Source organism: Pseudomonas sp. NPDC088885, from assembly GCF_044750025.1.
GTDB classification, from domain to species: domain Bacteria; phylum Pseudomonadota; class Gammaproteobacteria; order Pseudomonadales; family Pseudomonadaceae; genus Aquipseudomonas; species Aquipseudomonas rustica.
This window is the reverse complement of sequence record NZ_JBIVJB010000077.1, coordinates 1-23,624: the sequence shown is the minus strand read 5'-3', so window position 1 is coordinate 23,624 and position 23,624 is coordinate 1. Positions and strand designations below refer to the sequence as shown.

The 23,624-nt window shown below is 54.4% G+C and carries 20 protein-coding genes and 3 pseudogenes; 17 read left to right on the top strand and 6 right to left on the bottom strand.

Annotated features, from left to right (window positions below):
- The 4 genes and pseudogenes from ACIP1X_RS22380 to ACIP1X_RS22365 form a co-directional block, all read left to right on the top strand.
- Positions 1 to 260 (top strand): annotated as a pseudogene (locus ACIP1X_RS22380) (M18 family aminopeptidase); the annotation flags it as partial.
- Positions 261 to 448: 188 nt separating this feature from the next.
- On the top strand, positions 449 to 625 hold the full coding sequence (locus ACIP1X_RS22375; RefSeq protein ID WP_172680090.1) for a hypothetical protein: 177 nt from the start codon (positions 449 to 451) through the stop codon (positions 623 to 625).
- Between the two features lie 75 nt (positions 626 to 700).
- Positions 701 to 2,854 carry a mechanosensitive ion channel family protein gene (locus ACIP1X_RS22370; protein ID WP_212544298.1) on the top strand — a complete coding sequence of 718 codons (2,154 nt, stop codon included), beginning with the start codon at positions 701 to 703 and terminating at the stop codon, positions 2,852 to 2,854.
- A gap of 65 nt (positions 2,855 to 2,919) precedes the next feature.
- Positions 2,920 to 4,254, top strand: coding sequence for an amidohydrolase (locus ACIP1X_RS22365; protein WP_400755152.1), 1,335 nt, complete (start codon positions 2,920 to 2,922; stop codon positions 4,252 to 4,254).
- 584 nt (positions 4,255 to 4,838) lie between these two features.
- On the opposite strand, the gene ACIP1X_RS22360 is transcribed toward ACIP1X_RS22365, so the two are convergent.
- The gene (locus ACIP1X_RS22360; protein ID WP_064121017.1) at positions 4,839 to 5,552 is read right to left on the bottom strand and encodes a UTRA domain-containing protein; all 714 of its coding nucleotides are present in this window, start codon (positions 5,550 to 5,552) and stop codon (positions 4,839 to 4,841) included.
- Positions 5,553 to 5,903: 351 nt separating this feature from the next.
- Here ACIP1X_RS22360 and ACIP1X_RS22355 point away from each other — a divergent pair, with 351 nt between their 5' ends.
- From ACIP1X_RS22355 to ACIP1X_RS22330, 6 genes are all read left to right on the top strand, one after another.
- A complete protein-coding gene (locus ACIP1X_RS22355) occupies positions 5,904 to 6,971 on the top strand; it encodes an ABC transporter substrate-binding protein (protein WP_141129984.1) in 1,068 nt (355 codons plus the stop codon).
- 181 nt (positions 6,972 to 7,152) lie between these two features.
- Positions 7,153 to 7,959 (top strand): alkaline phosphatase family protein, encoded by an 807-nt coding sequence (locus ACIP1X_RS22350; protein ID WP_212551384.1) that lies wholly within the window; start codon positions 7,153 to 7,155, stop codon positions 7,957 to 7,959.
- A gap of 5 nt (positions 7,960 to 7,964) precedes the next feature.
- On the top strand, positions 7,965 to 8,801 hold the full coding sequence (locus ACIP1X_RS22345; RefSeq protein WP_178124209.1) for an ABC transporter permease subunit: 837 nt from the start codon (positions 7,965 to 7,967) through the stop codon (positions 8,799 to 8,801).
- A complete protein-coding gene (locus ACIP1X_RS22340) occupies positions 8,788 to 9,588 on the top strand; it encodes an ABC transporter permease (protein ID WP_008083711.1) in 801 nt (266 codons plus the stop codon). Before ACIP1X_RS22345 ends, ACIP1X_RS22340 begins: the two co-directional genes overlap by 14 nt.
- Positions 9,585 to 10,574 carry an ABC transporter ATP-binding protein gene (locus tag ACIP1X_RS22335; RefSeq protein WP_400755149.1) on the top strand — a complete coding sequence of 330 codons (990 nt, stop codon included), beginning with the start codon at positions 9,585 to 9,587 and terminating at the stop codon, positions 10,572 to 10,574. Before ACIP1X_RS22340 ends, ACIP1X_RS22335 begins: the two co-directional genes overlap by 4 nt.
- Positions 10,575 to 10,685: 111 nt before the next feature.
- Complete coding sequence (locus tag ACIP1X_RS22330) at positions 10,686 to 11,339, top strand: HAD family hydrolase (RefSeq protein ID WP_400755147.1); 654 nt, start codon at positions 10,686 to 10,688, stop codon at positions 11,337 to 11,339.
- Between the two features lie 97 nt (positions 11,340 to 11,436).
- On the opposite strand, the gene ACIP1X_RS22325 is transcribed toward ACIP1X_RS22330, so the two are convergent.
- Entirely contained in the window at positions 11,437 to 12,399 is a 963-nt protein-coding gene (locus tag ACIP1X_RS22325; protein WP_400755145.1) for a zinc-binding dehydrogenase, read from the bottom strand.
- A 138-nt stretch (positions 12,400 to 12,537) separates the two neighbouring features.
- Between ACIP1X_RS22325 and ACIP1X_RS22320 the strand changes: the two genes are divergently transcribed.
- From ACIP1X_RS22320 to ACIP1X_RS22290, 7 genes and pseudogenes are all read left to right on the top strand, one after another.
- Positions 12,538 to 14,622, top strand: coding sequence for a carboxy terminal-processing peptidase (locus tag ACIP1X_RS22320; RefSeq protein WP_172680089.1), 2,085 nt, complete (start codon positions 12,538 to 12,540; stop codon positions 14,620 to 14,622).
- A gap of 131 nt (positions 14,623 to 14,753) precedes the next feature.
- Positions 14,754 to 16,100, top strand: a pseudogene (locus tag ACIP1X_RS22315) (EAL domain-containing protein); the annotation flags it as partial.
- A 253-nt stretch (positions 16,101 to 16,353) separates the two neighbouring features.
- Positions 16,354 to 16,806: a hypothetical protein gene (locus ACIP1X_RS22310; RefSeq protein ID WP_400755143.1), complete on the top strand. Its 453-nt coding sequence runs from the start codon at positions 16,354 to 16,356 to the stop codon at positions 16,804 to 16,806.
- Positions 16,807 to 16,895: 89 nt separating this feature from the next.
- Positions 16,896 to 17,597, top strand: a complete 702-nt coding sequence (locus ACIP1X_RS22305) for a hypothetical protein (RefSeq protein WP_400755141.1) — start codon at positions 16,896 to 16,898, stop codon at positions 17,595 to 17,597.
- Complete coding sequence (locus ACIP1X_RS22300) at positions 17,594 to 18,118, top strand: hypothetical protein (RefSeq protein WP_400755139.1); 525 nt, start codon at positions 17,594 to 17,596, stop codon at positions 18,116 to 18,118. The genes ACIP1X_RS22305 and ACIP1X_RS22300 overlap by 4 nt, the downstream gene beginning before the upstream one ends.
- Complete coding sequence (locus ACIP1X_RS22295) at positions 18,106 to 20,070, top strand: AAA family ATPase (protein ID WP_400755137.1); 1,965 nt, start codon at positions 18,106 to 18,108, stop codon at positions 20,068 to 20,070. The genes ACIP1X_RS22300 and ACIP1X_RS22295 overlap by 13 nt, the downstream gene beginning before the upstream one ends.
- A 41-nt stretch (positions 20,071 to 20,111) precedes the next feature.
- Positions 20,112 to 20,578, top strand: a pseudogene (locus ACIP1X_RS22290) (diguanylate cyclase domain-containing protein); the annotation flags it as partial.
- An 88-nt stretch (positions 20,579 to 20,666) separates the two neighbouring features.
- Here the strand turns inward: ACIP1X_RS22290 and ACIP1X_RS22285 are convergent.
- The 4 genes from ACIP1X_RS22285 to ACIP1X_RS22270 all read right to left on the bottom strand — a co-directional run.
- The gene (locus ACIP1X_RS22285) at positions 20,667 to 21,083 is read right to left on the bottom strand and encodes a hypothetical protein (protein ID WP_400755135.1); all 417 of its coding nucleotides are present in this window, start codon (positions 21,081 to 21,083) and stop codon (positions 20,667 to 20,669) included.
- A complete protein-coding gene (locus tag ACIP1X_RS22280; RefSeq protein WP_400755133.1) occupies positions 21,083 to 21,535 on the bottom strand; it encodes a hypothetical protein in 453 nt (150 codons plus the stop codon). Before ACIP1X_RS22280 ends, ACIP1X_RS22285 begins: the two co-directional genes overlap by 1 nt.
- Before the next feature lie 69 nt (positions 21,536 to 21,604).
- On the bottom strand, positions 21,605 to 21,919 hold the full coding sequence (locus ACIP1X_RS22275) for a contact-dependent growth inhibition system immunity protein (RefSeq protein WP_400755131.1): 315 nt from the start codon (positions 21,917 to 21,919) through the stop codon (positions 21,605 to 21,607).
- Positions 21,909 to 23,624, bottom strand: a 1,716-nt coding sequence (locus ACIP1X_RS22270) for an RHS repeat-associated core domain-containing protein (protein WP_400755129.1), incomplete at its 5' end; no start/stop codon positions are given. The genes ACIP1X_RS22270 and ACIP1X_RS22275, both read right to left, overlap by 11 nt.

Genomic DNA, 23,624 nt, shown 5'->3' with positions numbered 1-23,624 from the left:
CCAACAGCGAAACCGCCGGCTTCTTCCGCCATCTGTGCATGGCCGAAGAAGTGCCGGTGCAAAGCTTCGTGGTGCGCAGCGACATGGGCTGCGGCTCGACCATCGGCCCGATCACCGCCAGCCACCTCGGTGTGCGCACCGTCGACATCGGCTTGCCGACCTTCGCCATGCACTCGATCCGCGAACTGTGCGGCAGCCACGACCTGGCGCATCTGGTGAAAGTGCTGAGTGCGTTTTACGCCTGCCGCGATTTGCCTTAAAAGCTTCGCGAGCAAGCCCGCTCCCACATTGGAATGCATTTCAAATGTGGGAGCGAGCCTGCTCGCGAAAGCGTCAGTCCAGGCAGCACAAATTTCATCCTGAAACCGGCTCAACTCTGATACACATCAGCACCTCCCAAACAAAAGCCACCTAGACTTTAATCATCCCTTTCGACAAGGCTGTCTCCATGATCACGATGTCTTCGTTTCACGCCATGCTCATTCCGATCCTGTGCGGAATGCTCCTGCTGGCCATCGGCTTCAACTTCCGCGACAAGAATGCCGGTGTCTTCGCCATGTGGGTCGGCATGCTGTTGATCCTCGCTACCGTGGTTTACAAGATCCTCGCCAAACTCAACGAATAACCGCGCACCGGCTCGCATTGCAGCAGGCGGGCTCGTACACTCGTTCGATCCGCCCATTGCGAGGTTGACCGCCTAGTGTTTGCTCGTCTTTTTGCTTTACCCAGTCTGTTCCTCGTCTGCCTGATGACGCTGCTGCCGCTGGCGCCTGCCCAGGCGGTCGGTCTGCCCGGCCTGCTCAACACCAACAAGGCCCAGCCCGAAGCGCAGGAACCCCTCGGTCAATCCCTCGACGAAGTCATCAAGTCGCTGGAAAACGACAAGCAACGCGCGCAACTGCTCACCGACCTGAAAAAGTTGCGCGACGCCACGAAAAAAGCCCAGACCACACCTGAAGAAGGCGTGCTCGGCCTGATCGGCGGCACCCTCGCCAATTTCGAAAAACAATTCACCGGCGCTGACAGCCCGCTCAATCGCTGGTCTGCCGAGTTCGATCTGGCCAAAGATGAATTCAGCGCCTTGATGATGCCGGCCAGCGAATGGCTGCCGGTAATCTTCGGTTTCGCCATGATTCTGATGGTCTGGAGCCTGCTCGCCGCTGCGCTGATCTGGCTCAGTCACCGCGTGCGCATGCGTTTCGGCCTCACCGAAGAACTGCCGCAACACCCCAAAGCCCTCGACATGCTGCGCTTCGCCCTGCGCAAACTCGGGCCGTGGCTGATCGCTTTGGTCATCACCGTCTACATGAGTTACGCCTTGCCTTCCTCGTTGGGTAAAAGCCTGGCGATGGTGTTGGCGTACGCATTGGTGGTCGGCACCTGTTTCTCGGCAATCTGCGTGATTGCCTTTTCCCTGCTCGATGGCCCACATCGCCATCGCGCGCTGTACATCCTGCGTCATCAGGCGTTCCGGCCGTTGTGGCTGATCGGCAGCTTCGCCGCGTTCGGTGAGGCGCTGAATGATCCGCGTCTGATTGAAAGCCTCGGCGTGCATCTGGCCCACACCGCCGCGACCGTCGCCAACGTCCTCGCTGCAATTTCAACCGGCCTGTTCATTCTGCGGTTCCGCCGACCGATTGCGCACCTGATCCGCAACCAGCCCCTGTCGCGACGCCTGACTCGCCGCGCGCTCAGCGACACCATCGATATCCTCGGTACCTTCTGGTACGTCCCGGCGCTGGTGCTGGTGGGGATTTCGCTGTTCGCGACGTTCTTCTCCGCCGGCGACACCAGCACTGCTTTGCGCCAATCGATGATCTGCACGGTGTTGCTGGTGTTGTGCATGGTGATCAACGGCCTGGTGCGTCGCCACTCGCTGAAACCGCAGCGCGGGGCTAAACGCCATGCGCTGTATTCGGAACGACTGAAAAACTTCTTCTATACCCTCGCCCATCTGCTGGTATGGCTGGCGTTTATCGAGTTGGGTCTGCGGGTCTGGGGCAAGTCGCTGATCACTTTCGCAGAAGGCGACGGGCATGACGTCAGCGTCAAACTGTTCAGCCTCGCTGGCACGCTGCTGTTTGCCTGGCTGATCTGGATTCTTTCTGATACAGCCGTGCACCACGCCCTCACCCGCTCGCGCAAAGGCCTGGCCAATGCCCGCGCGCAAACGATGATGCCGCTGATCCGCAACGTGCTGTTCGTGGCGATTTTCATCATCGCGCTGATCGTCGCGCTGGCAAACATGGGCATGAACGTTACGCCACTGCTGGCCGGTGCCGGTGTGATCGGTCTGGCCATCGGTTTCGGTGCGCAGTCGCTGGTTGCCGACTTGATCACCGGCCTGTTCATCATCATCGAAGATTCGCTGGCCATCGATGACTACGTCGACGTCGGCGGCCACCTCGGCACCGTCGAAGGCCTGACCATCCGCACCGTGCGCCTGCGCGACATCGACGGCATCGTCCACACGATCCCCTTCAGTGAGATCAAAAGCATCAAGAACTACTCGCGGGAGTTCGGCTACGCAATCTTCCGCGTCGCGGTGCCGTACAACATGGAAATCGATGACGCGATCAAACTGATGCGCGACGTCGGCCAGAAGATGCGCACCGATCCTCTGCAACGCCGCAATATCTGGTCGCCGCTGGAAATTCAGGGTGTCGAGAGTTTTGAGTCCGGCAGCGCGATTCTGCGTGCACGGTTCAAGACGGCGCCGATCAAACAGTGGGAAGTGTCGCGGGCGTTCAACCTTTCGCTGAAGCGGCATCTGGATGAAGCCGGACTGGATCTGGCCACCCCACGCATGAGCGTACAAGTGATCACTGCCGGCGGTGGCGAGCCTAAGGAATAGCACTCAGGCGCGCAGTTGCAGTCACAGGCAGGGAAGCCCAAAAACAATAACCAAGGAGAAACCCGATGCAGCTGACCCGCATTGCCCATGCCGTTCTACTCACCCTGTTCGCCTGTCACGCCGGCGCCGCCACCATGGAAAGCACGCGCTCACAGATCGCCGAGCAGGCGCAAAAACTCGAACCGGAACTGCTGGAAACCCGCCGCGACATCCACGCCCACCCCGAACTCGGCAACACTGAAAAGCGCACGTCGGAACTGGTCGCCAAACAACTCAAAGCCATGGGTCTGGAAGTCAAAACCGGCGTGGCGCGCACGGGCGTGGTCGCCGTCCTCAAAGGCGCCCTGCCCGGCCCGACTGTTGCCCTGCGCGCCGACATGGACGCGCTGCCGGTCAAGGAAGTCTCCGACCTGCCATTCGCCTCGAAAGCTAAAGGCACCTATCTCGACAAAGAAGTCGACGTGATGCACGCCTGCGGCCACGACGCCCACACCGCGATCCTGCTCAGCACGGCGAAAATTCTGACCGGCATGCGCGACACCCTGCCCGGCACCGTGGTGTTCTACTTCCAGCCCGCCGAAGAAGGCCCGAGCGACTTCATCCCCGACGGCAAAAATACCTGGGGCGCGAAAATGATGGTCGAGGAAGGCGTGATGAAATCACCGAAACCCGACGCCGTCTTCGGCCTGCACGTCTGGGCCGGCGTCCCCGCCGGCCAGATCACCTACCGCCCCGGCCCGACCCTCGCCAGCTCCGACGACCTGCGCATCAAAATCCTCGGCAAACAAACCCACGCCGGCCGCCCATGGGACGGCATCGACCCGATCACCGTCGGCGCACAAACCATCGTCGGCCTGCAAACCGTGGTCAGCCGCCGCACCGACATCTCGTCGTTTCCATCGGTGGTCAGCATCGGCACCATCAACGGCGGGACGCGCTACAACATCATTCCCGAATCGGTCGACATGACCGGGACGATCCGCTCATACGACTACGGCATCCGCCAGAAACTCCACGCCGACGTACGCCAGACCGTCGAAAAAATCGCCGAAAGCGGCGGTGCCAAAGCGGACGTCACCATCATCGAAAAATACGACCCGACCATCAACAACCCGGCACTCACCGAAAAAATGCTGCCGACGTTGAAGTGGGCGGCCAAGGATGACGTGGTGCAAGGGCCGCTGGTGGGCGGGGCCGAGGACTTCTCGTTCTTTGCCAAGGAAGCGCCGGGGCTGTTCGTGTTTCTTGGCGTGACGCCGCGGGATCAAGACATGAGCAAAGCCGCGCCGAATCATAATCCAGGGTTCTTTGTCGATGAGTCGGCGCTGGTGGTTGGCGTGAGGACACTGGCCTCGTTGGCGACGGATTATTTGTATGCCAACGCGCAGACAGACAAGTAAAGAGGCGGTGACTGTGGGGGCGCTTTCGCGAGCGGGCTCGCTCCCACAATTGGATGGTGTTGAATCAGGCAGAGATTGGTCGGCTGTCAGGCCGCCTTCGCGAGCAAGCTCGCTCCCACAATTGGATGGTGTTGAATCAGGGAGAGATTGGTCGGCTGTCAGGCCGCCTTCGCGAGCAAGCCCGCTCCCACAATTGGATGGTGTTGAATCAGGGAGAGATTGGTCGGCTGTCAGGCCGCCTTCGCTGGCAAGCCAGCTCCCACATTGACCGCGCCAACCATTAGGCCGAGTGTCAGCTCGCCTGCTTTTGATCTTGATCTTAGAGCCCGTCGGGAGGCTGAGTGGAGGGATTCATACGGGGAAAGCATCGAGAGGAGGTGCAGCGAAGCAAACCGTAGGCGATGCCCCCGGATGAACCCGGAGCGAAGGAACCCGAGCCTTAGCGAGGGCCGGACGTCAGGGCACAGACCTTTTGGTTACTTTGGGCTGGGCCGGCACTCCGGCGTTTGCCAAAAGTGACCCGCCGTAAGGGCGGAACCATAATCAGCAACACCCGCAGCAACGGATATGCCCCCAAAAAACGATCAAACAACGTCGACCCCGACATGAATCGCATCATGCCGCCAAAACTCCAGATCACAATCAATCAACCGCTCATGCTGATCATAATTAACCCGAGCAATCCGTAACCCCGGACTCCCCACCGACACCCGCAAAGCCGCCGCCGCATCCACCGACAAAGACGTCGGCACAATCTCAAAGCGCACCCGCCCATAGTGCAAATCGTAATGCCGCGCATACAACTCAGTAATCGACTGATTCAAATCAAACTCAAGGATCCCCGGAAAAAACTGCGGATTCAAATAGTGCTCCACATACAACACCAACCGCCCGTCAATCCGCCGCGACCGGCAAATCTGAATCACGCTGGACAGCGCCGGCAACTGCAACCACGCACACACCGCCGCTGACGCCGGTTGCAGCCGCGCCGAAATCACCTCGGTCGACGGCACCCGCCCCTGCGCACTGACCATCGCGTGAAAGTGACTTCGCTGCATCAGGTTATAGGCCAGACGCGGTGGCGAAACGAACCACCCACGCCGCTCTTCGCGATAAATCTGCCCCTGTGCCTCCAACTGCAACAACGCCTCACGCACAGTAATCCGCGTGGTGCCAAACAGCTCACTGAGCTTGCGTTCGGCCGGCAACTTACTGCCCGCCGCCAACAAACCGTGGTCGAGCTGCTCCTGCAACACCTGGCCAATGGCTGTCACCGCTTTTGTTGCCTCATCACGCATCAACGTTACCTATCTGGACTAGACCAGCACTGTTTCGGGGCAAAACCGCACGGCGATCAAACCGCTTTGTAGTGATGCAAGCCTAGGCAGTACAGATGACCGAGAGATGACAAAACTACCGAACGGTCATCCTCACGACTTGCAATACATCGGCCAAGTCCCTTGCTCACCGGGCCTTTGCGCATGGTCTACGCTTATCGGGCACCTGGCGATATCGGCCAGATAAAAGGCCTGGCGCGAGGCCACCGACATCAAAGTGTCATCCAGCCCCCTTAAATTGGCTCAGGTATTGCTGACCTAGACCAACAACCACCGCAATCGCAGCGTTGAACACGACCAAGGAGCTTCGGAATGAAACAGCTTTTCCTGGCAACACTGTTAGGCTCGACCATTGCACTGTGCACCTCCGCCATGGCGGCCGGCACCGATCTGAAAACCCTCGAAGCCGCTGCGAAAGCGGAAGGCGCCGTCAACAGCGTCGGCATGCCCGATGACTGGGCCAACTGGAAAGGCACCTGGGAAGACCTGGCCAAAACCTACGGCCTGAAACACATCGACACCGACATGAGCTCGGCTCAGGAAATCGCCAAATTCGCCGCCGAGAAAGACAATGCCACCGCCGACATCGGCGACGTCGGTGCCGCCTTCGGCCCGATCGCGGTCAAGCAAGGCGTGGTGCAACCGTACAAGCCAAGCACCTGGGATCAGGTTCCGGACTGGGCCAAGGACAAGGACGGCAACTGGGCGCTGGCCTACACCGGCACCATTGCCTTTATCGTCAACAAAAAGCTGCTGCACGGCTCCGAAGTACCGACCAAATGGGCTGACCTCAAGGGCGGCAAATACAAGGTCTCCATCGGTGACGTGAGCACCGCCGCCCAGGCCGCCAACGGCGTACTCGCTGCGGCACTGGCCAACGGTGGCGACGAGAAAAACATCAAGCCGGCCCTGCTGTTGTTTGCCGACATTGCCAAGCAAGGTCGCCTGTCGATGGCTAACCCGACCATCGCCACCATGGAAAAAGGCGAGATCGAAGTCGGCGTGGTCTGGGACTTCAACGGCCTCAGCTACAAAGCCAAGATGGCCAACCCGGATGACTACGTCGTGCTGATCCCGTCCGACGGATCGGTGATTTCCGGCTACACCACGATCATCAACAAGTACGCGAAAAACCCGAACGCCGCCAAGCTGACCCGCGAATACATCTTCAGCGACGCCGGCCAGACCAACCTCGCTCGCGGCAACGCGCGTCCGATCCGCGCCGAGCACCTGCAACTGCCGGAAGACGTGAAGGCCAAACTGCTGCCGAACGAGCAGTACAAAAAGGTCACCCCGATCAAAGACGCCGACGCCTGGGAAAAGACCTCCAAAGCCCTGCCACAGCAGTGGAACGAAGAAGTCATCGTAGAGATGAAATAAAGCGGCTGATCACCCTTTTGTGATCTGCTGCAGATCCAAATGTGGGAGCGGGCTTGCTCGCGAAGGCGTCGTATCAGTCGACATCAATGTTGAATGATCTAACGCTTTCGCGAGCAAGCCCGCTCCCACAGGGGATCCGGGTTGAATCTGAAATTTCCTGTTTCGCGGAGTTTTTGCCCCTATGAAGCACAACGTCATCCTTGTCGTGCTCGACGGTCTCAACTACGAGGTCGCGCGCCACGCCATGGGGCATCTGCAGGCTTATGTTGGCGCAGGACGCGCCGCGCTCTACCAGTTGGAGTGCGAACTGCCGGCCCTGTCCCGACCGCTCTATGAATGCATCCTCACCGGCGTGCCGCCGATCGACAGCGGCATCGTCCACAACAACGTCGCGCGCCTGTCCAATCAGCGCAGCATTTATCACTACGCCCGCGATGCCGGTCTGAAAACCGCTGCCGCGGCGTATCACTGGGTCAGCGAGTTGTACAACCGCTCACCGTTCGTGGCTGCCCGCGACCGGCACACCGACAATCTGTCGCTGCCGATCCAGCACGGGCATTTCTACTGGAACGATCACTATCCGGATTCGCACCTGTTCGCCGACGCGGAAAACCTGCGCCTGCGCCACGATCCGAACTTCCTGCTGATCCACCCGATGAACATCGACGACGCCGGGCACAAACACGGCCTCGACAGTTCGCAATACCGCAACAGCGCGCGCTCGGCCGACATCATCCTCGCCGACTATTTGCAGAGCTGGCTCGACGCTGGTTATCAAGTGCTGGTGACCGCCGACCACGGCATGAACAACGACCGCTCGCACAACGGCCTGCTGCCGGAAGAGCGTCAAGTGCCGCTTTTCGTCCTCGGCGACGCCTTCAGCTTCAGCGCTGATGCCGCGCCGAAGCAGACGGAAATCTGCGGCACCGTCTGCGAATTGCTCGGCGTGCCCCACGACAAACCTGTGTGCCGGGAGCTGCTCAAGTGAATGCCATGACTCGCGGCAAATGGCTGGCGGCGTTGTGCCTGGTGCCCTTCGCGCTGTTCTTTATCGTCTTCGAAATCGCCCCGCTGGTCTGGGTAATGATCAACAGCCTGCAATCGGAAGAGTTCGGTTGGGGCATCGAAAACTTCACCAAGATCTTCAGTTCGAAGTTCTACTTGCAGGCGATCCAGTACAGCCTGGAAATCAGTTTCTGGTCGAGCGTATTCGGCATCATCATTGCCGTGCTCGGGGCGTATTCCCTGCGCCGCGTCGACTCGAAACTGCGCAACTTCGTGAATGCCTTCGCCAACATGACCAGCAACTTCGCCGGCGTGCCGTTGGCGTTCGCCTTCATCATCCTGCTCGGGTTCAACGGCAGCATCACCATCATGCTCAAGCAGGCCGGGATCATTCAGGATTTCAACCTGTACTCGAAAACCGGCTTGATCATCCTCTACACCTATTTCCAGATTCCGCTTGGCGTGCTGCTGCTCTACCCGGCCTTCGACGCCTTGCGTGAAGACTGGCGCGAATCCGCAGCATTGCTCGGCGCCAACGGCTGGCAGTTCTGGCGGCACATCGGTTTGCCAGTGCTGACACCTGCTTTGCTCGGTACGTTTGTGATTCTGCTGGCCAACGCCCTCGGCGCCTACGCCACGGTGTATGCACTGACGACGGGCAACTTCAACGTCCTGCCGATCCGGATTGCTGCGATGGTCTCCGGCGACATTTCCCTCGACCCGAATCTGGCCAGCGCTCTGGCCGTGGTGCTGGTGGCGCTGATGACCATCGTCACCGTCGTGCATCAACTGCTGTTGAAGAGGAGCTACCATGTCTCGCGCTGAATCCGGCCCGGCCGGCCTCTACCACCGCGTCGTGGTTTACCTGCTGTTTGCGATCCTTTTGCTGCCGCTGGCAGGCACGCTGGTTTACTCGATCGCCAGCAGTTGGTCGGCGACCATTTTGCCCAGCGGTTTCACCTTCAAGTGGTACATCCAGTTGTGGAGCGACCCGCGCTTCCTTCACGCGTTCGGCCAGTCATTGCTGGTCTGCGTCGGCGCGCTGGTGCTGTCGGTGGTATTGATTCTGCCGCTGCTGTTCGTCGTGCATTACCACTTTCCGAAACTCGATGCGCTGATGAACATCCTGATCCTGCTGCCCTTCGCGGTGCCGCCGGTGGTGTCATCGGTAGGTCTGTTGCAGCTCTACGGTTCCGGGCCGATGGCGATGGTCGGCACGCCATGGATTCTGATCGGCTGCTACTTCACCGTGGCCCTGCCGTTCATGTACCGCGCGATCACCAACAACCTGCAAGCGATCAACCTGCGCGACCTGATGGATGCCGCGCAACTGCTCGGCGCCAGCACCTTTCAGGCAGCCATTCTGGTGGTGCTGCCCAACCTGCGCAAAGGCCTGATGGTCGCGTTGCTGCTGTCGTTCTCGTTCCTGTTCGGTGAGTTCGTTTTCGCCAACATCCTCGTCGGCACGCGTTACGAAACCCTGCAGGTTTATCTGAACAACATGCGCAACAGCAGCGGTCACTTCACCAGTGCGCTGGTTATCTCGTATTTCTTTTTCGTGCTGGTCCTGACCTGGATCGCCAACATCTTGAACAAGGACAAAAGCGAATGAGCTATGTCAGCGTCCAACACCTGCAGAAAAATTACGCGGGCACCACGGTGTTCAGCGACATCAACTGCGAGATCAACAAAGGCGAATTCGTCACCCTGCTCGGCCCGTCCGGTTGCGGCAAATCTACCCTGCTGCGCTGCATCGCCGGGCTGACACCGGTGGATGGCGGTCAGATCCTGCTGGATGGCGTCGACATTGTGCCGCTGACACCGCAAAAACGCGGGATCGGCATGGTCTTCCAGAGCTACGCGCTGTTCCCCAACATGACCGTCGAGCAGAACGTCGCATTCGGTTTGCGCATGCAAAAGGTCAACGCCGACGACAGTCATAAACGCGTGTCGGAAGTATTGAAACTGGTGGAACTCAACGACTTCGCCAGCCGCTATCCGCATCAACTCTCCGGTGGTCAATGCCAGCGTGTCGCCCTTGCCCGTTCGCTGGTCACGCGCCCACGTTTGTTGCTATTGGATGAACCGCTGTCGGCCCTCGATGCACGAATTCGCAAACACCTGCGCGAACAAATCCGTCAGATTCAGCGCGAACTCGGCCTGACCACGATCTTCGTCACACACGATCAGGAAGAAGCGCTGACCATGTCTGATCGCATTTTCCTGATGAATCAGGGAAAAATCGTACAGAGTGGCGACGCCGAGACCTTGTACACCGCGCCAGTCGACGTGTTCGCCGCAGGCTTTATCGGCAACTACAACCTGCTCGACGCCGAAGCCGCGTCGAAACTGTTGCGGCGCCCGATCAACCATCGCATCGCCATTCGCCCGGAAGCCATCGAACTGAGCCTCAACGGCGAACTCGACGCGCAGATCCGCAGCCACAGCCTGCTCGGCAATGTCATTCGCTATCGCATCGAAGCGCGCGGCGTGGAATTGGTGGTGGATGTGCTCAATCGCTCGGCGGCTGATCTGCATCCCGACGGTCAGCGTCTGGCGCTTTCCATCGATCCGACGGCCCTGTGTGAAGTCGCTTAAAAGCAGCTGCGCGCTTCGAGCTACAAGCTTCAAGTTGTAGACTGCGGCGCAGCTGATTCCAATTCTTGCAGCTCGAAGCTTGTAGCTCGCAGCTGTTCTCGGAGAGAACTGATGGCCCTGGCAATTTTTGATCTGGACGAAACGTTGATCCACGGCGACTGCGCCACCCTCTGGAGCGAACAAATGGGGCGCCTGGGCTGGGTCGATCCCGAGTCGTTCATGCGCAAGAACAACGAACTGATGGACGCCTACAGCCATGGCAAATTGCGCATGGAAGAGTACATGGCGTTCAGCCTCGAACCGCTGATCGGCCGTACGCCTGAAGAAGTCGAGCACTTGGTCGGGCCGTGGGTTGAAGACTTTATCGAACCGATCATCTTCAGCGACGCGACCAAAACCATCGCCGCGCACCGCAAGGCCGGCGACCGGATTCTGGTGATCTCGGCGTCGGGCACGCACCTGGTCAGACCGATTGCCGATCGACTCGGCATCGACGAGATTCTGGGGATTGAACTGGAAGTCGCGCACGGCGTTTACAGCGGCCAGACCGCGGGCACGTTGACCTACCGTGAAGGCAAGATCACTCGCTTGCTGGAGTGGCTGGACGCTGAAGAAGAGAACCTCGAAGGCGCGAGTTTTTATTCCGACTCACGCAATGACCTGCCATTGCTGCTGAAAGTGGATTTCCCGCACGTGGTCAACCCGGATCCGGTGCTGCTCGAGCACGCCGAAAAAACCGGCTGGCCCATCCATCTCTGGAAATAAAAGCAAAAGATCGCAGCCTTCGGCAGCTCCTACATTTGGAATGCAATCCCCCTGTAGGAGCTGCCGAAGGCTGCGATCTTTTGACCTTGCTCTGATCTCAGCTCAAACTTTCGTCAATCACCAACACCAGTTTCCCAGCCACCGTATTACTCGCCAGCTCGGCAAACGCCGCCTCGGCATCCTTCACCGCAAACGCCTTGGCCAACTGCGGACTCAACCGCCCTTCCGCAAACAATGGCCACACCTGTTGGCCCAGATCACTCAACAGATCCGCCTTGAACTGATCATCACGGCTGCGCAACGTCGAGCCCAGCAACTGCACGCGCTTACCCAACACCTGCGCCAGATCCAGTTTCGCCTCGCGGCCACCCATCAAACCGATCAACACCCAACGACCGTCCAGCGCCATCAGCTTCAAATTCAGCGCCGAATAATTACCGCCCACCGGATCGAGAATCACATCAAACGGCCCGAAGTCACGCAGGCTCTCCAGATCGTCAGTACGCAGCACCCCGCCCTGAGCCCCCAGCGCCTCGCAATAAGCCAAACGCTCGGCTGAACCGACGCTGACCCAGCACGGATTGCCAAACGCCTTGCACAGCTGAATGGCGGCTGAACCGATTCCACTTGCCCCGGCGTGCAAGAGAACTTTCTCACCCGGTTTGAGCGCCGCAAGTTGAAACACATTCAGCCAGACTGTTGCGTAAACCTCGGGCAATGCCGCCGCTTCAATCAACGAAACGCCTTCGGGAACAGGCAGCACGTGCCGCCCGTCAACCACCACCTCTTCGGCCATGCCGCCCCCGGCCAGCAAGGCGCAGACCCGATCGCCGACCTGCCACGAACTGCCCGCGCCAACCTCGCTGATCACCCCGGAACACTCCAGACCGAGCACGTCGCTTGCGCCCGGCGGTGGCGGATAGAGACCGGCTTTCTGTAATAAATCGGCGCGATTGAGGCCGGCTGCCGCCACTCGAATGCGAACTTGTCCTACATCACATGTAGGACTCGGGGTCTCAACCCACGCCACTTGACCTTCCACGCCTTGCAATGCCTTCACAGTGCCTCCATAGTGAGTCTGGACTGAGCCCGAAGCTGTAGCGCCGGGCTTTTTGCATTATGCGACCGGCTCTCGTAGAACCGGCGACTTCAAAGACGGCCTAATATGCGTTATCAATTGTCCCCGCGTCGAATCAGCATGAAGCATCTGCTCCCAAGCACCGCCCTCGCTCTATTCATCGGTATCGGTATTTTGCCGATGTCGGGCAATACCTTCGCTGCCAACAGCTGGGACAAATTGCAGCCTGATCGCGATGAAGTCATCGCCAGTCTGAACGTCGTCGAGTTGCTCAAGCGTCACCACTACAGCAAGCCGCCGCTCGACGATGCGCGCTCGGTGATCATCTACGACAGCTACATCAAGCTGCTGGATCCGTCGCGCAGCTATTTCATGGCCAGCGACATTGCCGAATTCGACAAGTGGAAGACGCAGTTCGACGACTTCCTCAAAAGCGGCGACCTCAACGCCGGCTTCACCATCTACAAGCGTTATCTGGATCGCGTCAAATCGCGTCTGGACTTCGCCATCGCCGAGCTGAACAAAGGCGTCGACAAGATGGACTTCAACACCAAGGAAACCTTGCTGATCGATCGCAAGGACGCTCCTTGGCTGAAATCCACTGCAGAACTTGATGACCTGTGGCGCAAACGCGTCAAGGACGAAGTCCTGCGCCAGAAGATCGCCGGCAAAGATCCGAAGCAGATTCAGGAAACCCTGACCAAGCGCTACAAGAACCAGTTGGCGCGCCTGGATCAGACCCGTCCGGAAGACATCTTCCAGGCGTACATCAACACCTTCGCCATGTCGTACGACCCGCACACCAACTATCTGTCGCCGGATAACGCGGAAAACTTCGACATCAACATGAGCCTGTCCCTCGAGGGCATCGGCGCTGTGTTGCAGAGCGACAACGACCAGGTGAAAGTCGTGCGTCTGGTGCCGGCAGGCCCGGCCGACAAGACCAAACAGGTCGCCCCGGCGGACAAGATCATCGGCGTTGCCCAAGGCAACAAAGAGATGGTCGACGTGGTCGGCTGGCGTCTCGACGAAGTGGTCAAACTGATTCGCGGCCCGAAAGGCACCGTGGTGCGCCTGGAAGTGATTCCGGCGAGCAATGCGCCGAACGACCAGACCACCAAGATCGTGCCGATCACCCGTGAAGCGGTGAAGCTCGAAGACCAGGCGGTGAAGAAGTCCATCCTCAACCTGAAACAGGACGGTAAGGACTACAAGCTCGGCGTCATCGAGATTCCGGCCTTCTACCTCGACTTCAAAGCGTTCCGCGCCGGTGATCCGGACTACAAGAGCACCACCCGCGACGTTAAAAAACTGCTGACTGAACTGCAGAAAGAAAAAGTCGACGGTGTGGTTATCGACCTGCGCAACAACGGCGGCGGCTCCCTGCAGGAAGCCACCGAGCTGACCAGTCTGTTCATCGACAAAGGCCCGACCGTACTGGTGCGTAATGCCGATGGCCGTGTCGACGTGCTCGAAGATGAAAACCCGGGCGCGTTCTACAAAGGCCCGATGGCGCTGCTGGTCAACCGCTTGTCCGCCTCGGCTTCAGAGATTTTCGCCGGCGCCATGCAGGACTACCATCGCGCGCTGATCATCGGTGGCCAGACCTTCGGTAAAGGCACCGTGCAGACCATTCAGCCGCTGAACCATGGCGAACTGAAACTGACCCTGGCCAAGTTCTACCGGGTCTCCGGTCAGAGCACCCAGCATCAGGGCGTGCTGCCGGACATCGACTACCCGTCGCTGATCGACACCAAGGAAATTGGCGAAAGCGCTCTGCCGGAAGCCATGCCGTGGGACACCATCCGCGCGGCGATCAAACCAGCGGCCGATCCGTTCAAACCGTATCTGGCTCAGCTCAAATCCGAGCATGACGCCCGCACGGCAAAAGACGCGGAGTTCGTGTTCATCCGTGACAAGCTGGCGCTCGCGCAAAAACTGATGGAAGAAAAAACCGTCAGCCTCAATGAAACCGAGCGTCGCGCGCAACACACCGACATCGACGCCAAGCAGCTGGCGATGGAAAACATCCGTCGCAAAGCCAAAGGCGAAGAGCCGCTCAAAGAGCTGAAGAAAGAAGACGACGACGCCCTCACGGCCGCCGAGCCGGACAAGGTCAAACCAGAAGACGATGCCTACCTGAGCGAAACCGGGCGCGTGCTGCTGGATTACCTGAAGCTGAGCAATCAGGTGGCGAAGAAGTAAGTGATGGCAATTTAATGCTGACGATCCCCGGATCGTCATCAAACAGTCATCATTCTGTCGTGCAATAAAGGACTGGGAGCCACTCTCCAACGAGAGCGCTCCCAGTCCTTTTTTTATCGCCAGAGATTGCCATGACCACGACCGAACAGCTGAGTGCCTTGAGCTCGATCCTGACTCAAAGCGGATTGCACAGCCTGTTCCAGCCGATCATCTGCCTCTCCGAGCGCCGCATTCTCGGCTACGAAGCGCTGACACGCGGCCCGTCCAACAGCCCTCTTCACTCGCCGATTGCCTTGTTCGCCGTGGCGCGACAGGCGGGGCGTTTGAATGAGCTGGAAATCGCCTGCCGACAAAGCGCCTGCCGTCGTTTCAATGAACAGCAACTGCCGGGCAAACTGTTTCTCAACGTCTCGCCCGAGTCATTACTCGAAGCCGCGCATCAACCGGGACGCACACTGCAACTCCTTCAAGATTTCGGCATTCCACCCAGCCAGGTCGTCATTGAACTGACCGAACAAACACCCATCGACGACTTTCAACTGCTGCAAACCGCACTGCATCACTACCGCGCGATGGGCTTTTCCATCGCGCTGGATGATCTTGGCGCCGGTTATTCGAGCCTGCGCCTGTGGTCGGAACTGCGCCCGGATTACGTAAAGATCGATCGGCACTTCATCGACGGCATTCATCAGGATGCGCTGAAACGCGAATTCGTCGGCTCGATCCTGCAAATCGCCAAAGCCTCCCGCGCGCAAGTAATCGCCGAAGGCATCGAACTGCCGGAAGAACTCGCGGTGCTCACCGAAATGGGCGTCGACCTGGTGCAAGGCTATTTGCTCGGCCGCCCACAAGAACACCCACCGCGCGACGCCCGCACGTTGATGCCCAAACACGACAGCAGCAGCGTTGCGCTGAACGACGAAGGCAGCGACCTCAGCGCACTGCTCAACGACCAACCCGCCGTAGCGCGTGACACACCGACCGCCACCGTGCTGGAAGCCTTCCGCCGCCAGGCCAACCTCAACTCACTGGCCGTGCTCGACGAACAAGGTCAGCCGTGTGGCATCGTCCATCGACATTCCTTGTCGGATGCGCTGCTCAAACCGTTTGCCACTGACTTGTTTGCGCGTAAACCGATTAGCCGATTGATGAATGACGACTTTCTCGCGGTGGAAATGAGTCAGTCGTTGCAGCAAGTGAGCCGCCTCATCACCAGCCGCGCTCGGCAGCGGATCGAAGAGGATTTCATCATCACCCTCAACGGCAGCTACCTCGGTCTCGGCCGGGTGATCGACGTGCTCAAACTCATCACCGAACTGAAAATCCAACAGGCACGCTACGCCAACCCGCTGACCTTGCTACCCGGCAATGTGCCGATTCAGCAGTGCCTCACCCGCCTGCTGCAACAGGGTCGAGAATCAGTCATCTGCTACGTCGACATCGACAGCTTCAAACCCTTCAACGACCTAAAGGGATTTCACTGTTTAAAATTTATCGACGTGCCTAACCCTGCGTCCCCCCAAGGCAGTGACCAAGGGGCCATCCCGGACAGATCAACACAAGTCAGGATCACGATAGATTTTCCTCCCGCTTCATCCACGTACGGCGAGCCCCCTTCTGAAACGAGGTAGATGACCATGAGATGGATGCTTAGAGGCATATAGACATCACGACCTGCCTCGGTTAGGGTTCGGCCTACCGCTGAAACTCAGTAACGGACTACACGTCGCTATGACGCAGATTATAAATCGTGATGCAGCCGATAAAACGAAAGGCTTCCGACTACAGAAGCTTCGTGCGGCAAAACTGCTTCTTGAAGCGTCTAGCGAAAATTCATATGTGAATTTTTATTATGCTGCCATTGAAGTAGAAGAAGATGTAACAATAATAAAAACCATAGATTTCAATACAGAACAAATAATTGAAGAAGATAAAAATTTTAGCCCCGACAGCAATTTCACTATCTTTTCAAATGCGGTTCTCAACACACTTGTAGGTTTTTTCGATATTTACATAGGAAAATGGCAAAAAAGCTATTCAACCCTATTTACATTTAATTTTTATACAACGACTAATTTTGGAAAAGAGCGTAAAGAAAACCTTTCTGACGGAACAAAAATAGAACTCCCCAAAAAACCAATTCTTGACACACTCCAAAAAAATCCGAAATTACCGACGAAATAGCGACTCTCATTAAGGCCATATTAGTTGCCGAATATAAAGAGCAATACGAAAAAATCGAAGGCAAAGGCCACTTAATCACACTAGAAGAAATGTCTCTCGACGACTTTAAAACCTTCTTAAATAAAATAACTTGGTTGTCGGGACAAGAAGATGAATCGAGCCTTCAAGAAACAACAGAGAAGCTGATAAAAGAAAGCAGCTACTATCAAATTAGCATGAGCGGAAAAGAACAATTAATACTTGCAAAGCTACTAGATAAAATCGATGAAAAACAACACTTCAAAGACTATGCAGAAAGATTTATAAACTCTGCGGAGGTTCAGCTCATCTTTAAAATGGCCGAATCCGAAATAAATGAATCCTTGCTTGACCCCATCTGGAAAGACCTTCAAGAGCTATCCTTAAAAATAACTGATAAACGAAACCTTGAAGAAAAAATATTGGATGTTTGCCCAACTTATCCAAAGTCTAAAATTGCAACACTAGCGAGAAAAGCTTGTAATTCAAAGACAGAAGAAGACGCAAGCAACAAAAGCTTCCTATCGTTAAAATACAGAGTATTTGAAGCTTGCGACGATCATTTCTTTGACCATCGAAAACTAGAAAAGGGCGTCGACCAGAACTCTATCGACACTATAATAAAGGCTTTGCAAGAGAAAGCTGCCAGCTCAATTGAAGAACTGAAAAAAGACTATACCTACTCCGTATCTAACAGAGAAACTGTCAACAGTATAGTTCTTAATCTAATAGACTCATGCTTTGTAAGCCTCGACGAGGAGACGTCAAAATGAACGAGGCCGCCAAAAAGAATTTAATGTTCATCTCGACAGATGACTTCTACCTTTTAACTTACTCAATTATTATTATTCTTGACTGCCTTGGATGCACTAAAGGAAAGGAATTCAAGGACTACAGAAAACTACCCTTTATAGTCGAACTAATAAATAACAAAAGAAACATACTTACACTCGAAGCAACGCCTATAGAAAAACTGCACAAAAAAGACAAAGACTTTCTATTCCAGAGTTACACCAATGGACTAGCAAAAAGAAGTGAAACTTTAAAAATATTGTTCACCCTTGAAAAAAAAGGTTATGTAAGCCTGCAGCAGGGAAGCATAGAAACTTTGGTGAACATAACCTTAAACAAAGACAACCTACCAAAGGATTTTTTATCAAAAAAAGTGTTCGACAGCGAGTACCAAAACTGTCAAAAATTCAAAACAATAATCCAAAGAAGCACTGCACTTACTCTTGATACATTTCTCAGCAAAATATATAGAGATAGAGGCGTAAAAATATGGGAAATTTAAGAATACAAAAGGTAGTTTACCAAGGCACGAACTATCATTTCGAGTCCCCCATATTCGAAGAAAACCTCATTCTCATAGAAGGTGACAATGGCACAGGAAAAAGCACCTTTTGCAACCTAATCTACTATGGTCTCGGCGGAAGGGTGAATGAATTCAGCCGAAAAGAGAAAAAAGAGCAGCATAAAAAAATAACAAACGATAAAGACAATCGAGTTGAGCTTTATATAAAAATAAATGAAGAAAGCTTCAAACTCACACGACACATAGAAGATAATGACATAACTATATCTGCAACATTAGAAGCTAGTGATATCCAGACAAAGTCCCTTGCACTCATACACAATAGCGACATTGCACCAATAATACTGCAAGTATTCCGCACACAAGAATCTGAATATATATTTTCGGACTGGATCTTATCAAAACTAAATATATCTGTCGTAGAGTTATATCAAGGCCATCGAAATTTCAAAATAAACTTCAATGACCTGATGCGTCTTATTTATCATGACCAGCAGCCAGATCCAAGAGGGGTTTACAAAAAGCTAGACACTCAAAACAATTTCATGAACGATTCCGAGCTTTTGAGGAAAGCTATCTTTGAGCTTTTGGTCGGCAAGACATACTCAGAGTATTATGATTCCCTCTCCAAATCAAAATCATTAGAAAAGGAAAAAAACATAGCGGCAGGACTTCTAAAAGAATACTCGCGAATCATAGAAGAGTTATCAGGAAGCTTAGAACCGCTAAACATAACGTTCCTACAAAAGGCCCTACAGGATAAAGAAAAACAATTAGAAAGACTACACGACTCCAGAAATAAATTCAAAAGTAGCAGAGACACCAAAAAAACACCAGTAGATTATGCACTTATAGATTTAAAAAACAAAACAACTGAAAACCAACTCGCACTAAGCGAGCTAAACCAAGCGTTAATTTCAACAATCGGAGAAAGACAGAAATTAAACTCCATAAAAGAGAGCACTCTTAGAGAAATCTTCCAAATATCAAAAATAATTCATTCTCACGACCAACTTAATTTATTTTCAGCAGACACCTGCCCATATTGCTTAGGAAAAGTTGAGCGAGTAGCAGGTCACTGTGTATGCGGTTCAGAAATCAAAGAAGAACAATACCAGCGTTTCTTTTACACATCCAAAGAATACAAAGATATCTACAAGTCAAAAATAAAAACAACTCATACAATCGAAATAGCAATCACGGACTGTGAGCAAGAGCTGAGCACTATCCAAAAAGCCATCACAAGCTTGGAAACAGAACTCCCTGAACTAATGCGAAAGATAGAAGAGCGTATTGATAACCTCGACACGCCAGTAGACCTTGATACAATAAATGACATCGATGACGAGATATTAAATACCCGTCAAGACATAGAAACAATACGTCAACAGATGGAAGCTGAAAGTAAGAATGTTCGCCTAACAAATGATTACGAACAGAAAAGATGCGACCATGAAAGATCAAAATTATTGACAGACCAATTAGAAGCTAACGCAAGAATAGACATACAAGAAAAAGTAGGAAAGCTAAGTGCGATTTATAATAAGCTCATGACTGACTCTCTTCCCGACTGCAACACTGCACGAATCAGCATAGAGGATTACTTGCCAATTGTTGGTAGCGGAGAATACAGAGAGGCCAGCTCAGCAGTATCAAAAAGACTGATGTATTACCTTGCACTTATGAACCTATCTCTCTCAGAAGAAAACGTCCCTTTCCCAAGATTTTTAATTATTGACACACCAGAAACATCAGGAATTGAACTAGACAACCTTAAACGTTGCTTGGCAAAAATCGGAGAGCTAAATAAATATGGAAAGCCTTACCAAGTAATACTTACTGCAGGTCTAAAAAAGTACCCTGACGACTTTATAAAATACAGAAAGATATACCTACCGGATAAACAGCATCGACTGCTTATTAAAAATTAGTATGGAATCGAACCGATCGCTCTTGTTTTCACAAATTGATGCCGTTCAACGATATCTACGGGTACGGACGCGGGGACGAAGTGTTGTTGTGTCTCGCGCAATGCCTGAATGAACGCGTCGACCCCACCCGAGATTTCGTTGGCCACATGGTGGCGATGACTTCCTGTTAGTCCTCGGCCCTGAAGACTGGCGCAAACGACTCAATCAACTGCTCGACGATTTCCAGAGCCAATGCCGACGCTTCTACCGCCCCGAACACCTTGAGGCAGGCTGCTTCATCGCGCCAGATCGCCAAGGCGTGCGACAGGAGTTTCCGCTGCTGTCGCTGTCCATTGGCGTCGTGCATCTGCATTCCGAAGCCTGCGCACAGCTTGATGCCAGTCAGCTTGCGGAAATGGCATCGCAGGCGAAACACCATGCGAAGAATGTTCCGGGGTATAGCGTGCATGTGATTGATAGCCTGTTCGCACAGCCACCTGCAGAAGCACTTACACTCGGACATCGGTGATTCGACATAACCGAATTCGTTCAACCAGCATCTTCACCCTATGAATGCCCCCAAAACTTACAAAATAGCAGCGAGCACCAAGTCGCGGTTACCAAGTTGATGAGTCTTCTTGGCTGGCTTTGGAAAGCTCGTCCATCCATGCTTCGGACAACTGAAAGTACATGCTTTCGAAAAATGCCCTTGGATCACTCATCTCATCCCAGCCGTCTGGTAGCAAGGAGTGAGAGTATGGATCATGCTCCAGCACCTCTTGAAAGACATCACCGCTTTCTTCAAGCGCCTCTCCCAACACAGCAAACAAAACGAACTTATGCCGATGGCTCAGTTTCGAAAACCGCTTGATTACGTAAGTGGATATTAAAATACTCCTGTCTGATGGATCCTCAGGATCGTACGCAGACAGCGTCTCACCCAAGCTTTCTTCGCGATCATACGTATCAAACCCACCGAGAAAGTGAGACAACCTTGGACGATAAGGAATATCAAGATAAGGATGCATCAACATTATGCTTTCTCTATCGGATAAAGAGCCCAAGGCTCCAGCGTCTCGAAATCAAATCTCATTTCAAAACCATACATTTCAGAGATGTAGCGTGGATCAGATGGATCTGCGGGATTTGGCTCATATCCCTCACCAATATTTTCAGTCTCCATTCGCAATACCAGATTTCCCATACTATCCTCTCCCGTGAAGCAAGGCATTTTTCTGGGCTCTCTCGTCATAGCCTCGTTATATGCATTCATTTGTGCTCTGTGACTCAAAAAGCGAGAACTATGAACTCCTCGGAATTTTTTAACTTTAGCAACAGGCCCCTCATTTAATGCTTGCTCATGGCTAGCTGACTCTTCAACCTTCTGATACTGAGGCTTCGACCTTTGCATCACAAACAACCCTATACCTTTACAAAAAAATAAAATCCTTGATAACAAACCAACTTTACGACTCTGCTCAACCACAACACACTCCTCTTAAAGCCACTTTCTTATTCAACGAATAACAAATGACACTAACAATCCTAGAAACACTTAAATATCATTATGCGAAGCCTCACTAAACAGTACAGAAATGTGCTTCAACCACGAATTTCCGTCTCGCCACTCATTCCAATAGCAATAGCAACAGCCATTTTTTTTCAGCAAAAAATCTCGAGTTTCATTTTCTGAAATTTTCATCGCCAAAAGAGAGTCGATTTCCTTTACCACCTTCTCAAGTACGCGAGATTCCGAGTCCGCCATGAAAGATTTAACAACATCATCTGCTGAGTCAAACTCACACATCCAGTCCTCATGAAAATAGGCCCCGAGAAACTGAAACAGGCTAGGAAAATCTTCAATTGTCATTTACAAATCCCGTCAAAATAAAGTATCCAAGCGGTGAAGTTGCATCTCGCCGCAACACCAATCTAATGCTAGACAAAGGCTCCAACCTTCCGCTCTGCCTCACTACACCCACCCCTGCAGGAGCTGACACCTGTTCATTAATTACAAGTTTTCTTGCATTACCCTGCACAAAATTATCAATTGTCACCTTATTGTTTCTAATAACATTCGAGAGTGCAGCTTCAGCTTCTGACCTATTTAGAAATGTTGACGCAATAGGTATGTTCGGCTCGGCCGCTAGCCTAGCTCTGAGTTGAGCCTCCGATCTATCTACATGTCTCGCAATAGCATGTCCACCGCGAGTCTCATGGGCTTCTAATCCTCCACCTGGAACAATTTCGCTATAAGGTCCATCAGCAGGAATGCCTCCGGGGCAGTTACAGCTCAACCCCAACGGATCCACCCACCCCGTGGGATTCGGCGTGTACTGGTACTGATTCAACCCACCCGCGAGCTTCACCGGATCCGGAGTCAAATACCGTCCCAGCCGCGGGTCGTAATACCGATGTCGGTTGTAGTGCAGCCCACTCTCCGCATCGAAATACTGCCCCTGAAACCGCAGTGGCTGATCCAGGTATTCCTCAGCCGCCAACGTCACCGCCGCGACTTTCCCGTAGGCGTCGTACTGCGCTGACCAAACGATTTCCCCGCTGTAATCTGTCAGTTCCAGCGGCGTGCCGAGGTGGTCGTTCTGGTAGTAAAACGGGCAGGCCTTTTTCGGGCCTTTGCCGTCGAGCAGCGCTAGCGGGCGGAAGGTGCCGGGTTCATAGACGTAGCTGCGGTATTCGCTCTGGCTGCTTTCGGCGACGAGGTTGTCGCCTTGCCAGAAGAATTCGGTGGCGGCGCCGTCGACGTTTTTGCTGATGCGCCGGCCGAAGGCGTCGTATTGGTAAGACGCGGTTTTACCGTCGGGGCGAGTCAGGCCTATCAGTCGATGCTGGCAGTCGTAGCGGTATTCGGTGACGAGTTTGTGCGCGGTGCCGCGACGCTCGCGGATCAGGTTGCCGAAGGCGTCGTAGTCGTAATGGCGGTCGCCCTGCATCAACAGGCGGTTGCCTGTGATTTTGCTGGGGCCGGGGCGATCCTGCATGAGCAGGTTGCCAGCGGGATCGTGGGCGTAGGTTTCCGGGAGTTCGTCGCGGGAGTGGCGGACGCGGATCAAACGGTCGAGGGTGTCGTAGCCGTAGGTGCGTTGGCCGTGGCGAGTGTCGGCGATGTACGACAGGTTGCCGTTGGCGCTGTAGGCATAATCGCGGCGATACATCGAATCGCGTTTATGGCCCACGGCATGGGCGAGCAGTCGGCCCTGTTCGTCGTAGGAGTATTCGCTGAGCAGCAGGCCTTGCTCGCGTTGTTGTTCGCGACCGGACTGGTAGACGTGGCGGGTGAGTGGGGCGCCGTTGAGGTCGATGCCGGCGAGGGCGCCACCCTTGGCGTGTTGATAGTCGAGTTTGCTGTTGTCCGGCAAACGCATGCTTTTGAGCTGACCGCAGGCGCCGTAGGCGTAACGCAGCGTGCCCCAACCTTGGTGCTCGGTAATCAGCCGATCCTGGCGGTCGTACTCGAAGGCAAGCGGATGGTTCTGGCCGTCATCAACACCGGTCAGGCGGCCCAACAGATCGTATTGGTAGCTGACCTTGATGCCGTCGGGCAGGGTTTTAACCAG

Bases quoted from the DNA above. Each gene is read 5' to 3' on its own strand.
- ACIP1X_RS22285 (WP_400755135.1), bottom strand. From the start codon at position 21,083: ATGTTGATGCATCCTTATCTTGATATTCCTTATCGTCCAAGGTTGTCT.
- ACIP1X_RS22350 (WP_212551384.1), top strand. From the start codon at position 7,153: ATGAAGCACAACGTCATCCTTGTCGTGCTCGACGGTCTCAACTACGAG.
- ACIP1X_RS22300 (WP_400755139.1), top strand. From the start codon at position 17,594: ATGAACGAGGCCGCCAAAAAGAATTTAATGTTCATCTCGACAGATGAC.
- ACIP1X_RS22275 (WP_400755131.1), bottom strand. From the start codon at position 21,919: ATGACAATTGAAGATTTTCCTAGCCTGTTTCAGTTTCTCGGGGCCTAT.
- ACIP1X_RS22375 (WP_172680090.1), top strand. From the start codon at position 449: ATGATCACGATGTCTTCGTTTCACGCCATGCTCATTCCGATCCTGTGC.
- ACIP1X_RS22330 (WP_400755147.1), top strand. From the start codon at position 10,686: ATGGCCCTGGCAATTTTTGATCTGGACGAAACGTTGATCCACGGCGAC.
- ACIP1X_RS22310 (WP_400755143.1), top strand. From the start codon at position 16,354: ATGACGCAGATTATAAATCGTGATGCAGCCGATAAAACGAAAGGCTTC.
- ACIP1X_RS22335 (WP_400755149.1), top strand. From the start codon at position 9,585: ATGAGCTATGTCAGCGTCCAACACCTGCAGAAAAATTACGCGGGCACC.
- ACIP1X_RS22355 (WP_141129984.1), top strand. From the start codon at position 5,904: ATGAAACAGCTTTTCCTGGCAACACTGTTAGGCTCGACCATTGCACTG.
- ACIP1X_RS22340 (WP_008083711.1), top strand. From the start codon at position 8,788: ATGTCTCGCGCTGAATCCGGCCCGGCCGGCCTCTACCACCGCGTCGTG.
- ACIP1X_RS22320 (WP_172680089.1), top strand. From the start codon at position 12,538: ATGAAGCATCTGCTCCCAAGCACCGCCCTCGCTCTATTCATCGGTATC.
- ACIP1X_RS22360 (WP_064121017.1), bottom strand. From the start codon at position 5,552: ATGCGTGATGAGGCAACAAAAGCGGTGACAGCCATTGGCCAGGTGTTG.
- ACIP1X_RS22295 (WP_400755137.1), top strand. From the start codon at position 18,106: ATGGGAAATTTAAGAATACAAAAGGTAGTTTACCAAGGCACGAACTAT.
- ACIP1X_RS22305 (WP_400755141.1), top strand. From the start codon at position 16,896: ATGTCTCTCGACGACTTTAAAACCTTCTTAAATAAAATAACTTGGTTG.
- ACIP1X_RS22345 (WP_178124209.1), top strand. From the start codon at position 7,965: ATGACTCGCGGCAAATGGCTGGCGGCGTTGTGCCTGGTGCCCTTCGCG.
- ACIP1X_RS22365 (WP_400755152.1), top strand. From the start codon at position 2,920: ATGCAGCTGACCCGCATTGCCCATGCCGTTCTACTCACCCTGTTCGCC.